We start from the raw sequence: 12822 nt of genomic DNA, 5'->3' as shown, positions 1-12822 counted from the left end.
TCCCTTTGCCTTTTGCGTCTCTTTGCGGCTAAAAAAAGAAGCCACGATCTGCATCGTGGCTTCCGTGTCTCGATGAATGTACGAAAGACTCACCACGCCCACGTCGCGCCCAGCCCCCAGCGCTCGGCGACGCGGAGCTGGCCTTCCTGAATGGGCCACTCGTCGGCGCGAGGATCCTGGCCGGCGTGACGTTCGCTGGCGCCCTTCAGCTTCATGCAGCCGGTGTTGTCGCCGATGGCGGCGATCTCCGCCACCTCTGCCGGGGTAAAGGTGACGTCCGGCAGGGCGGCGAGCTCATCCACTTTGCTCTCAATGCTCTTGGCACCTTCGTAAGCTTCCTGAATCAGCGTGGGTACCACGCTCTTCACGGGCTCCTGGGAGAGATCCCAGATGGCGGAGAACTGCAGCATGGTCAGGCCATACTTCTCTGCAATGGGGCGCACCTTTTCCAGCTTCTCGCAGCCGTGTTCCACCCAGCCTTGTGGGCGGAAGGTGCGGTGATCGCCGTCGCGGAACTTGTGTCCAGGCTTCACGTCGTCATGGAAGATGCCGCCGAAGTCCACCACACGGGCGAGCAGGTCGATGTTGTGCTTTTTCGCCGCCGCGAGCACATGCTGGCCTGGCCAGGGCTCGAAGGGGTTCAGAATGATCATGGCCCAGTCGAGATCGGCGGCGAACTTTTCAAAGCAGCCGATGATGTCGAGGGTGAACCCGTTGGCCGGTCCGGGGGCGATGCCGAGGCGCTCCACCAGGCCGCGCTGCTTCAGGGCACGCATGCCATCCCACACCGCTTCACTACTGTAGCCGACGGAGTCCGGGTTGTGCAGCATGAGCAGGTCGAACTTCTCTGCACCACAGCGCTCCAGCGACTTCTCCGTCGCCATGACGAGGTAGCTTGCATACTCCTCGGGGCTGCGCAATCCGGGTTCGGTGAAGCGGGGGTAGCCCTTCGCACCGGCGCGGAGGCCACCGTAGAAGTCGTGGCCCACGATGCCGGTGAGGTTGTAGGTGCTGCGGTCGATGCCTTTGAGCGCCTCACCCAGAAGGGTATCTGCACGACCGCCGCCGTACACATCCGCCGTGATGAAGCTGCGGGTGCCCTTTTCGTACGAGCGGTGGACCAGATTGATGTAGCGCGCGTCATCCAGCGCTTCGCCAAAGTGCATGAAGCGACCGCCGCTCCAGCTTCCAAATGCAGTACGAGTAAGGTTCATGGGGTGGGGAACGTGAGAAATTGAGTCAAGGGTAGGCCGGAATGCTGCCGGGTCAAAGTGCAGGATTGCGCAAGCAGAGGCATTTCCTGTTGTCCCCGAACAGCTCAGGACGCTTTACCAAATACGGTGGGGCAGGGGCGTTCTGCTCTGTGTCTTACAGGTAACCACGTGCTCTGCTACTGTGCTGACGAACATCGCAGGAAGACACCTTCCGAAGCTCGCAGATTACGCCGGCACTTCCTCCTCTTCATTGGAAACGCTGCGCTCACTGGGTGTTTCTTGCGGAACGACAGGCGGTTTGCCGAAGCCATCCACCTCCTCGCGGGTGGGGATGGCGTCCTGCGCTCCCAGCCGGGTGGTGGTGATGGCACCGGCGATGTTCGCCTTGCGCACGCTGGAAAGCAGGTTTTGCGTCTGGGCCCAGTGGACGGCGAAGGCCCCGGCGAAGGCGTCTCCTGCCCCGGTGGTGTCCGCGACGTCCACTTGAGGCGGTGGCACCTTGAGGGCCTGGTTCTGGCTGAAGGCAAAGGTGTGCTCCTTCCCCCGGGTGATGATGAGGGTGCTCACGCCGAGGTCGGCCATCTGGGCGCGGACGGTGGATGCTTCATTCGTGCTCTCGACGAAGTAGCCCAGCAGTGCGGCGGCCTCACGCTCATTCACGATGAGGAAATCAATCGGCACCTGACCCCAGGGGAATTCGGGATTGATGGGGGAGGCATTCAGGATGGTGGTTTTCCCCAGCTCAGACGCTCTCTGGAGTGCCACGACCACGGCCTCGATGGGCACTTCACACTGGGCCAGCACCACATCGGATGCCTCCAGCAGCGGCTCCTGCGTGAGCACCAGATCGGCGGAAAGGTACATGTTGGCGCCTTGGTTCACCACAATGGTGTTTTGCCCCGCAGCATCGATGCTGATGTAGGCGCGGCCGGTTTGGGTTTCCTGCAGGGGCTGGATGCCGCTCACACCCACCTGCTGCTCGATGAGGCTGTTCACATACGCCGCGCCCACGGGGTCATCACCCACGCAGCCGATGATGTTGACGAATCCACCCTGTCTGCATGCCGCAATCGCCTGGTTCGCCCCCTTGCCGCCGTAGCGCGCATCCCAACCAGAGCAGATGACCGTGGCCCCAGGTTCGGGCAAATGGGGCACGGTGAGCAGGGTGTCGAGGTTCAGGGATCCGACGACGGTGACGGTGGGCGTGGCAACAGGCTCAGGCATGGTGGGAGGCAAGATCTCAATAATATAGGCGCAGATGGTCGGCCCGCTGCGCCATACATGCGATCAACGCACCAAAAAACGCGAACTTGAAAACTTGCGCGTAAAATCCGTGCCAGCGGGTGGATTAGCCCTCGGCTTCGGCAGTGATCTCGGGAGAGCGCCCCTGCATGCCCAGTTGCTCCGAGAGCATTTCACGGATGCGCAGGGCAGGCAGCGAATAGTGCCCCTCACCCTCCATGATGACCAGCTTGGCATTCGGAATGCGACTCGTGAATTTCTGCACGAGTGACGCGGGGATATTCAAGTCCAGCGAGCCATGCCAGTAGCGGATGGGGTAGGTGACTTTCTCCAGCTCGATGCCCCAGTCGGAGTTGTAGATGTTGCCATCCAGCGTCATGGCACGATGTCCGGACTCGAGGCCCGTTTTGCCGCTGCTCATGATGATGCGGGCATTGTGCACATCGTGGAGTGCTTCCTGATCCCGCGGGCCCAGGGTCGAGACGAAGGCGCGCATCGGCAGGGAGTTCATGGGCAGACCGAGCACTTTGGCTGAGAGCGCCAGGCCGGGAGCCAGGAGGATGGGCGTGCGACGCTGGGTCCACAGGGCCAGCTTGTAGGTCCACATCAGCTCGCTGGTGCCCACTTCGCGCAGAGGCGGTGCGCCGCAGACCACCGTGGCACTCAGCACGCGCTCGGGCATGGAGTGTGCCGTGGCCAGCACATAGGGGCCTCCGCCGGAGATGCCCAGCACATGAAACTTCTCCACCCCCAGATGCCTGGCCAGCTCATCCAGCACGGGCGGCCAGTCCAGCAGCTTGCGGTCCGGCTGGAAATCGGAAAGACCAAGACCCGGGCGGTCCGGAGAGATGATGCGCAAGTTGAAGTCCCGGCCAATGTCATGGAGCAGCTCACCCTGGGTCCGGGAGCTGGGCCAGCCGTGATAGAAGAACAGTGGCACGCCCTTGGGGTCTCCATACTCCGCGAATCCAAGCTTCAATCCAGAGGAGAGGGTGATGGTCTGATCAGTCATCTTGGGTGAATCGGATGGAGCTGTCACGGAAGCCTGCGGGGAGGGAGCGCCGGAATGAGGTCCTGGCAAAGAAGTGCAGCTCACCGCCGTCGTGCAAATGGCGAAACTGATACCTACATGGACCGGCTTGGGCATGGCAGTGTTGGATGAAAGGGATGACGGGCGACCCACGGGAGCCGTGTCATTTTGCGGAAATGCTCGCTGGGCGCGAATTGATAATCTGTTGGGGCCCATTGATGAAAGCGATGACGCAATTGGGCTTCTTGCAAAAGCGGGCTAATCCGGACATCCGCAAGATCGGAGGGCCGCGAATTTTAGCTAAGCGTACATGGCTGTCTGCGAGACAGAAGGTGCGCGCAAACCACCCGATTCAACAACATGAAAACCCTGATCTGTACCCTTGCTGCTGCTTTTGCCGCATGCTGCCTGACATCCTGCGATGCTGATGTGAACGTGCCGCCCAGTGAGTCGAAGACCACCATTGTGACTCCAGGTGAGAAAAAGGAGGAGCACAACACGACCGTGGTGAACCCACCCGCCGAAAAGAAGACGGAGTCCAGCTCCTCCACCACGACCACGAATAGTGGCGGCGGCTCTACTACGCAGAGCACGCAAACGGAAACGAAGTCGAACTAAGACCGAGGCTGAAGATTTACGCCCCCAAACTCCCGTCCCTCTCGTATGCCGTGGTGACGGGAGCGGGGGCGTGTTTCTTCTATCCCGTTGAGATTGCAGCGGCGTCGGCTATAGCGCCGCATGCAGCCGGGGCACGCGGCCACCCATTTCCTCGATTCACGCATGCCGCGTGGGCCGGGATTGTGGCGACTTCTTGTTTTAGGCAGCCTGTTGATATCAAGCTGCCGAGCTATTCCCCAAAACGGAAGGGAGACGCCCGTTACCTCCCAGGCTGTGAAGCCGGAGAGGAATGCGGCATTCACGCGGGCGGAGGTGGCTCCTTCCGCGTTGCGTGCAGGCGAGGGACCCCGCCGTATCTCGGAGGTCGCGCAAATGCATGAGGGCATGGAGGCCTTCACTGCGCGTGTGGCGTTGGCACGCTTTGCCCGCCAGTCGCTGGACATGCAGTACTACATCTGGGACGGCGACCAGACGGGCACTTATCTCCTTTCAGAGCTGATCGAGGCTGCGGATCGTGGCGTGCGGGTACGCCTGCTGCTGGATGACATCACGTCACGCGGCATTGTAGATGGGATGCTGCAGCAACTCGCCTCTGCAGCTCGGGCGGCCACCGCGGACTTGGAGGACACATTGGCGGAGATCACGCCGGATGACTTGGAGCGCAAGGACCGCATCCGCGATCTCATGGATGAAATCCACACCGGAGGACGTGACCTCATTGCGGCAGCCTTGGACACACACCCGAATATCGAGGTGCGGATGTTCAATGCGTTCAACTCGCGCCGGCGCAGCGGCGTGGGGCGTGCCTTCCAGTTCCTCGCGGACTTCTCCCGTCTGAACCGCCGCATGCACAACAAGGTCTTCGCCGCAGACAACCAGATCGCCATCGTGGGCGGCAGGAACATTGCGGACAACTACTTCGGCCTGCATGAGAAGTATGACTTCCGCGATCTGGACCTCATGGTGAGCGGACCGGTCGTGAACGATGTTTCTGAAAGCTTCGACCTCTATTGGAACAGTGAGTGGGCCGTGCCTGTGCATGCCTTCGCCATGAAGCGTCGCTCCGAGCAGCGCCTTGCCGGATTGCGCAAGGAACTGACTGATGCCTTCCAGTGGGAGAAACATGAACGCCTGAAGGAATTGGAAAGCGATGTGGAGACCACGAAGGCACTCCATCGCATCACCGCCCGCATGGTGAAGGCTCCGGTGCGCGTGGTGGCGGATCTTCCAGGCAAGGTGCATAAACCCACCGGCGAGCCACTCGTAGCAGAGGCACTGGCGGCTCAGGCTCGTGGATCCAAGAAGGAGATTCTCGTGGAGTCCGCCTATTTCGTGCCAGTGAATGTGACCTTTGAGAACATGCACGAGCGCATCGATCATGGCGTGCACGTGTGCGTTCTCACGAACTCGATGGCCTCCACCAACCAGATGCCTGCCCATGCCGGCTACGCGAAGCATCGCAAGCGGCTGCTCGAAACAGGCGTGGCATTGTATGAGCTGCGCCCCTATCCCCTGGGCGACACGACTGAGGACTGGAAGCATCGCGGTCCCCGCACCGTGTTGCATACCAAGGCAGTGGTGTTTGATCGCGAACAAGTCTTTGTGGGAACCTTCAACCTCGATCCCAGGTCGGCAGACTTGAATACCGAAATCGGATTGATGGTGGAGAACAAGAAGCTGGCGGGCGAAGTTGCCGCCTTCATGGAAGGTGGGATGCAGCCCGAGCGGAGCTGGCGGCTGTCCCTGGGGAATCCCACCAAGGTGAAGCAGAATGGTGGGCATGTGCATGGCTCCGGCCCGGTGTGCTGGTGCGGTGACGAGACGGAGAAACGAAGCGTGCTGCGACGCGAGCCGGAAACCCGCTGGGGCTCACGCCTTCTCATGCGCCTGGTCTCGTGGCTGCCCATCGATGAGATGCTTTGAGCGTTCCGTTACATTTTTGCAGGGAATGGTGATTGCTGAAATCTGCGACCGTTCCTTTCGTTAGGCGGGGATGCGCTTCCGGAAGCTCTTCTCTCTGCTTGCTATCGCCATCACTTTCACTGTCGGTGAAGCGGCGCGCGCGGCTTCTTCTTTGCCAAACATCGTCGTCATTCTCTCGGATGACTTCGGCTATGGCAGCACGAACGCGTACGGGGCGGATCCCAAGCTGGTGCAGACACCGAACATGGATCGACTGGCGAAGGAAGGTCGCCGCTTCACCGATGCGAACACCACGTCCTCCGTGTGCTCGCCCACACGCTACTCCCTGCTAACGGGGCGTTACTGCTGGCGCACCACGGAGAAGCACGGCGTGCTCAGCACCTTCTCACCCCTGCACATTGAGAGCTCCCGCTTGAACATGGCTTCGCTCCTGAAGAAACATGGCTACACCACGGCAGCAGTAGGTAAGTGGCATCTTGGCTACGGCAAGGCGACGGAGAATCCGAATTGGCGCACGGACTACACCGCAGAGCTTTCACCAGGGCCACTGGACATCGGTTTCGACTACCACTTCGGCGTGCCCGCCAATCATGGAGATCTCACCGGCGTCTTCGTCGAGAACCGCTTCGTATATGGATTGCGCAGCGGGAACTTTCCAAAGGGCATCAAGATTCCCGGACCGGGCGCGGATGAGGAGCAGAACTTCCAGTCCACGTATGGTCCGGAAGATACCGAAGTTGGGCGTGGTAACATCCTTCCTCTCGATGCGCCACGCCGGAAGAATGAGCGCGTGATGGCGCAGCTCACGCTCAAAGCCACACGATGGATTGAGCAACAGCCCAAGGACAAGCCCTTCTTCCTCTACTTCACTCCGGTGGCCGCGCATAATCCCATCACACCCGACAAGGACCTTGCCGGCAAAAGTCCCGCCGGTTCCTACGGAGACTGGATCCACGAACTGGATCGCAGTGTGGGTGGCATACTCGAAGCGCTGGAGAAGAAGGGCGTCGCGCAGAATACGCTGGTGCTCTTCACGAGCGACAACGGCGGTGTTGTCAAAACGGACGATGACACTCCGCAGTCGCAGGCTTACAAGGCCGGTCTCAAGGTGAACGGTGCGCTCCGTGGTCGGAAACACGACGTGTGGGAAGGCGGTTTCAAGGTGCCCTTCATGGTGCGCTGGCCCGGGCAGGTGCAGGCAGGGTCCGTTTCCCACGATATGATCAGTGTTGCCGATATCCTCGCCACCACGGCTGAGATCATCGGTGAGCCATTGCCGTCGGCGGACAAGGCTGCGGAAGACAGTCGCAGCTTCCTCGCAGCATTGAAGGGGCATGCGAAATCACCCGTGCGTGATGACATGATCGTGCACAGTTCGGACGGAGTGTATGCCATCCGCAAAGGACCGTGGAAGTGGGTGGAGGGCGTGCCCGCAGAAGGCATCAAGCTTGCTGCGAGGAAGAAGAACGGATCGCAGTTTCGTCCGCAGCTTTTCAATACGAAGGACGACCCAGCTGAAGAGAAGGACGTGAGTGCGGCTCATCCCGAAGTGGTGGAGGAACTGCGTGTCCTGTTGGTACGCTATCGTGACGGTGGCTACAGCCGCGAGCTGCCACCCGTCGTAACGAAGCAGACAGAGAAGATTGCGACGATGGATAAAGCAGCGGGTGGCGTGGTGCTGGAAGCGACCTTGCAGGAAGTCCCGGGCGCACCGTGGGTGGCGCGAAAGGACAACTGGACTGCACGAGATGGCGGGCTCTGGGGCTCGCAACTCGCAAAGGACAAGAACGGCGCCGTGATGCGCGTGCCAGCGTCTCTCACGGATGGTGTGATCGACTACGAGATTTCCTTTGATGGTGCGGATCGGCATTCATTGCGCATCGAATGGGGCGACAAGAAAGGAAGCTTCCGCGTGGAAGTCTCGCCGGAAATGGTGGGGCTGACCAAGAACCCTTCCGCCGGCGAAGCCAAGGATGCCATCGAGCGCATCGCAAGAAAGCCGGTGAAGCTCGCGCAAAAGACCTGGTACCCCGTGCGCATCACCTTCAAAGGAGACAAGGCCACGGTGCAGGTGAATGATGTCACCATCGAAGGCACGCATGCGGTGCTCGGCGAATCCAAAAATGCGCTGAACTTCCTCGTGTTCGAATCGAGCGCTGGATTTCGCAACGTGCGTGTGACCCGCTAGCAATACTCACGACTACTCCTGCAAGCCCATGAAGAAGCTGTTCCTGCTGACCTCGGCGTTGTGTTCGTTTGCCTTGACTGTGTCGGCGCAGAAGCCGGATGTGGTGGTGATTCTCACGGACCAATGGAGCCCGAGGTACACAAGCTGGGACAATCCCCAGGTAAAGACGCCGCATCTCGATCAGATTGCGAAGGAGGGCATGATTTTTGACGCCTGCTACACGACCTCGCCGGTTTGCATGCCGGCACGTGTCTCGCTCATCACCGGGTTGTATCCGCACAATCATGGTCATGCGTTGTGGGGAAATGCCTCCGGCTACTACGTGAGAGCGGAGACCGCTCCGATGTTTCGCGATATGCAGCAGGCCGGCTATACCACGGCGCAGATCGGCAAGCTGCACTGGAACTCGGGACCGGAGTGGAAACGTGAATACCCGACTCCCGCTGAGTACCACAAGGCACTCGGCCTGGATGTGGTGAAGGACATCGCCGGTCCGCCGGACAACATCACGGACCGCGGCCTGTACGGCAAGTACTTGAGTGGACTCGGCTTGCTAGACGGAGTGGCCAAAGACATTCGCCGCCGGTATGTGCTGTGGGAATTTGAGCCGCGTGCCAGTCTGGCATCCGTGGAGCAGTACCACGACAGCTTCACCACCGGTCAGGCCGTCGACTTCATCAAAGCACAACCGAAGGACAAGCCGCTCTGTCTTGTGGTGAGCCTGCACTCGCCCCATCCTCCGCTCGATGCGCCGGGAGAATACGCCACCATGTACGATCCCGAAAAGCTCACCCTGCCCGCGAATGTGCCGGAGTCTTTCAAGCGGGAGAGCTTCAATGTGGATCATGCCACGATGAAGAAGCTGCTGGCGAATTATCTGGGAAAGATCTCCCTCGTGGACCACTGCACTGGAAGGCTCGTGACCGCACTGAAGGAACGTGGCACCTGGGACAACACATTGGTGGCCTTCACCGCCGACCACGGTGAAATGATGGGCGCTCATGGGATGCTGACCAAAGGGCGCTTCTATGAAGAGTCCGCACGTGTGCCTCTCGTGGTGCGGTGGCCAGCGCAGGTGAAGCCCGGCAGGAGCAAAGCCCCGGTGCAGATGATGGATGTGTATCCCACCCTCGTGGAAGCTGCGGGGGGCAAGACGACACCGGGCCGCTTTGCCCGCTCTCTCATGCCTATCGCAACCGGCAAGAGGGAAAGAATCCGTCCAGTGGCCATCAGCGAGATTGGGGATACTCCGCCCCTGCGCATCATGGTGCGTGATGTGCGCTACAAGTACTGGGCGGATGAGTCGCGGGAGTACCTGTATGATCTCGATGCAGATCCCCTGGAGATGACCGACCTCTCAGCGGACCCCGCGCATCAGGGCACGATGAACCGCATGCGTGAACAGCTCCTGCTGCAACTGCGCTCCTCACAGGTAAATTTCGCTGAGGGCTATAAAAGCAAGGTGAAGCGCGTACGTGAAGAGGAAGCCTCCCGCCAATCACCCAAGTGACCTCTATTCTTATGATGCGAATCTCCCGCTCCCGTTTCCTCTCCTCCCTTCTGTCCTGCAGCCTTCTCACATGCCTCACGTCGTTTGCGGCGGACCCCGCGCCACCTGCGAGCATCACCCTGCCGAAGAAGGAATCGCTCCATCTCTACCTGCTCATTGGCCAATCAAACATGGCAGGCCGTGGCGTGGTGGAGGCTGTGGACAAGAAGCCGCATGAGCGTGTGGTGATGTTCACCAAGGAACAGAAGTGGGCGCCGGCGCTCGACCCGCTGCACTTTGACAAGCCCATCGCTGGCGTGGGTCTCGGCTCCACCTTTGGCCGCGTGATGGCGGATGCGAATCCCGGAGTGACCATCGGCCTCGTGCCGTGCGCCGTGGGCGGCACACCGCTGGAACGCTGGCAGCAGGACAAGGATCTGTACAAAGCGGCGCTGGTGCGCATCAAGGCTGCGATGAAGGATGGCACGCTCAAAGGCATCCTCTGGCACCAAGGCGAGAGTGACTCCGGGGATCTGGAGAAATCAAAGACCTACGCCACTCGACTGGCTGCCATGGTGGAAGCATGGCGCAAGGATTTGGACGCTCCGAATGTCCCCTTCGTGGCAGGCGAGTTGGGTGATTTCCTTGCGGAAACCTCGAAGGACGGGAAGCCGGTGCACTGGAAACTGGTGAATGAACAAATCGCCCAGATTCCCACCCTGGTGAAAAACGCAGCGGTAGTCGACTCATCCGGGTTGAAGCACAAAGGAGATGTAGTGCACTTCGATTCCGCCTCGCTGCGTGAACTGGGCAAGCGCTACGCGAAGGCCATGCAGGAGCTGCAGGCTGGCAGAAGCAAATAACTGCACGACATCCGCCGCACACCTGGAGGTGGGTGTGCGGAGTTTAGTTTGGCGAGTATCGGCTGGCTCCGGAAGAAAACGCCGGAAATCTACAGCGGCTGTCGATTTCCGGCGCTCCCAATCGACCAGATGGTGAACTCAGAAGAAATAACACCATGCGATACTTGATGCTCATCAACATTCACACCGCCCGCTGGGCGCAGCTTTCCAGCGAGGAAAAGAATCAGATCCACGCCGACTGCGGGGTCTGGCATGAGGAACTCGTCCGTGCTGGGAAGTCCGTCGACGGTGTGGCACTCCAGCCACCTTCCACCGCCACGACATTGCGGGAGGTGAATGGAAAAGTGTCCATCACTGATGGACCCTTTGCCGAGACCAAGGAGGTGCTCGGTGGATTCGCGACCCTGGAGTGCGTGGACCTCGATGAAGCCCTGGCCATTGCGAAGCGCTTTCCCGGGTTGCGAGTCGGCACAGCCCTGGAGGTGCGGCCACTCATGACCGGTCCTTGTGTGGACTGATCAGGGCATGTGTCAGCGCGCTCGCGCGGGGAAGCGCTGCGAGCGTGTTATGACCGGGGTGAATATGCAGACAAAAATCGCGACTCCTTTGCACGAATCAAACGCGACTAAAGACAACTCTTAGATCTTCCGCAACCAGGGACATGAGACGGGGTTTTAAGGGTGCATATGAAAACCAACTGCTTCTTCACTATCGCGACAGCATTGGGACTGTCGTTGTCATTGCAGGCTCAGCAGCCTGGGCCAGATCAAGACCGCCCCAAGGATCCACTTCCACCTGTTTCGCGACCGGATGCCAAGCCTGATATGCAGCGTCGTGATTCCGACCGCTCCCCAGATCGTGGCCCTGGCTCGCAGGTGAGACCCGACATGCACAGGCCCCACCAGCATGCCGCATCCACCCCGGATCGCGACGCGCACATCCGCGAGGCTCTGAAACACCTTCGTGAGGCCGGGCTTGGAGACATGGCGCAACGGATTGAGCAGGCCATTGGGCAGCGTCGCGACGTTCATGACCGTCGTGGGCATCATCGACCAAATGTTGCGGAGGGACGCCGCATGACTCCCCAAGGCGGCAGCGATGCCCGTCGTCCCGAGGAGCGCCGCCACCATCGTCATCCGCAATGGGCGGAGCAGGGAAGACGCGATGGCGGCAATACCTTCGCCGCTCCCCAGCGTATCCCGAATCCGCGTCCTGACTCCACGCGCGCCAGTAGCCCCGAACCGAAGCGCGAGCAGAACTCCGGCGTGGAAGAGCTCCGCGGCCAGGTGCAGCGCCTCGCCCGGGAAGTGGAAGCACTCAAGAACACTCTGAAACAGCGCACCCCCGAGCCTCCGCGCGAACAAATCCGCCGCCCCGACGAACCCCGTCGTGAAGAGCGCCGCGACGTTCCCCCCAGCGCCCCTCCGCGCGAGGAACGCAGAGACAGCTAGATCTTTGCGTCAGTATCGACTGCAACGGCCTCGCCCTCTGGGGGAGGCCGTTTTCTTTTTTTGCTTCTGCAAGCTCAAAGCTTCGCCGCAATTCCCCGCTGCCCCACGCGCTAATTGGGAAAGTGCAGCAGCGGATCTTTATCCATTCGGCAGATTTTACAGTCCCTGTCGAAAGCATGTCACACATCGTCGTATATCCGGATGATGAGTGTTATTCCCCCAGATCCATTTCAGCCTCTTGTCTCGAGGCTCCTTGCGGGTGATCCCGAGGCGGAGGCCGTTTTTTTTCCGTTGGTGCATCGGTATATGATGGGCGTATCGCGCAAGTTCATCCACATCACGGACGCGGATCGAGAAGATTTTGTGCTTGAGGTAATTGAGCGGGCGTTTTCGAAACTGGATCGCTACTCCCCGCGTAAGGGCAGTTTCAAGACTTGGCTCTACATCATGGCCAGGAATCTCGCTTATGACAAAGGTCGCCATTTGAGGGATGGCCATGATGTGTTGCATGAAGCGATGACTGAGGAAGTACTGGAGCGGGTCGCAGAAAGTGCCCACCCACCCGAGTCTGATGAGCCTCAGGTTCAACGTCCCCAGCTTGCTGCCTTGTCACAAATGCTCGAGCAAATGGAGCCCGTGCACCGTCGGATTTTGCTGGGCATCAGCCAAGGGCGATCCGCGAAGGTGGTGGCTGAGGAGGTGGGGCTGTCACATGCCAACGTAAGAAAGATCTATCAGCGGCTCAGAGAGCGGCTGCGCATTGACTTGGGCTCATCCTCTGAACCGTCGCCCCAATAGAAACAC

11 protein-coding genes are annotated in these 12822 nt (G+C 60.1%); 8 read left to right on the top strand and 3 right to left on the bottom strand.

What is annotated here, in order from left to right; translation table 11 throughout:
• Nucleotides 1-89: 89 nt before the first annotated feature.
• From DES53_RS25245 to DES53_RS25235, 3 genes are all read right to left on the bottom strand, one after another.
• The gene (locus DES53_RS25245) at nt 90-1214 is read right to left on the bottom strand and encodes an aldo/keto reductase (protein ID WP_113961108.1); all 1125 of its coding nucleotides are present in this window, start codon (nt 1212-1214) and stop codon (nt 90-92) included.
• 225 nt (nt 1215-1439) lie between these two features.
• The gene (locus DES53_RS25240) at nt 1440-2438 is read right to left on the bottom strand and encodes a ribokinase (RefSeq protein WP_113961107.1); all 999 of its coding nucleotides are present in this window, start codon (nt 2436-2438) and stop codon (nt 1440-1442) included.
• Nucleotides 2439-2562: 124 nt separating this feature from the next.
• On the bottom strand, nt 2563-3468 hold the full coding sequence (locus tag DES53_RS25235) for an alpha/beta fold hydrolase (RefSeq protein WP_170157385.1): 906 nt from the start codon (nt 3466-3468) through the stop codon (nt 2563-2565).
• 378 nt (nt 3469-3846) lie between these two features.
• Between DES53_RS25235 and DES53_RS25230 the strand changes: the two genes are divergently transcribed.
• The 8 genes from DES53_RS25230 (at nt 3847) to DES53_RS25195 (ending at nt 12816) form a co-directional block, all read left to right on the top strand.
• The gene (locus DES53_RS25230; protein WP_113961105.1) at nt 3847-4104 is read left to right on the top strand and encodes a hypothetical protein; all 258 of its coding nucleotides are present in this window, start codon (nt 3847-3849) and stop codon (nt 4102-4104) included.
• Nucleotides 4105-4488: 384 nt separating this feature from the next.
• On the top strand, nt 4489-6027 hold the full coding sequence (locus DES53_RS25225; protein ID WP_211325683.1) for a phospholipase D family protein: 1539 nt from the start codon (nt 4489-4491) through the stop codon (nt 6025-6027).
• Nucleotides 6028-6097: 70 nt separating this feature from the next.
• Complete coding sequence (locus DES53_RS25220) at nt 6098-8215, top strand: sulfatase family protein (RefSeq protein WP_113961103.1); 2118 nt, start codon at nt 6098-6100, stop codon at nt 8213-8215.
• 28 nt (nt 8216-8243) lie between these two features.
• Nucleotides 8244-9725: a sulfatase family protein gene (locus DES53_RS25215; protein ID WP_113961102.1), complete on the top strand. Its 1482-nt coding sequence runs from the start codon at nt 8244-8246 to the stop codon at nt 9723-9725.
• 11 nt (nt 9726-9736) lie between these two features.
• Nucleotides 9737-10567 carry a sialate O-acetylesterase gene (locus DES53_RS25210; RefSeq protein ID WP_211325682.1) on the top strand — a complete coding sequence of 277 codons (831 nt, stop codon included), beginning with the start codon at nt 9737-9739 and terminating at the stop codon, nt 10565-10567.
• 155 nt (nt 10568-10722) lie between these two features.
• Nucleotides 10723-11085 carry a YciI family protein gene (locus tag DES53_RS25205; RefSeq protein ID WP_113961101.1) on the top strand — a complete coding sequence of 121 codons (363 nt, stop codon included), beginning with the start codon at nt 10723-10725 and terminating at the stop codon, nt 11083-11085.
• Nucleotides 11086-11454: 369 nt separating this feature from the next.
• Nucleotides 11455-12018, top strand: coding sequence for a hypothetical protein (locus DES53_RS32580; RefSeq protein ID WP_147263608.1), 564 nt, complete (start codon nt 11455-11457; stop codon nt 12016-12018).
• Between the two features lie 201 nt (nt 12019-12219).
• A complete protein-coding gene (locus DES53_RS25195) occupies nt 12220-12816 on the top strand; it encodes a sigma-70 family RNA polymerase sigma factor (RefSeq protein WP_113961099.1) in 597 nt (198 codons plus the stop codon).
• Nucleotides 12817-12822 lie beyond the last annotated feature (6 nt).

It is taken from the genome of Roseimicrobium gellanilyticum (assembly GCF_003315205.1).
Classification (GTDB): Bacteria; Verrucomicrobiota; Verrucomicrobiia; order Verrucomicrobiales; family Verrucomicrobiaceae; genus Roseimicrobium; species Roseimicrobium gellanilyticum.
Note: the sequence above shows the minus strand (reverse complement) of the source record. Positions and strands in the feature narration are given on the sequence as shown.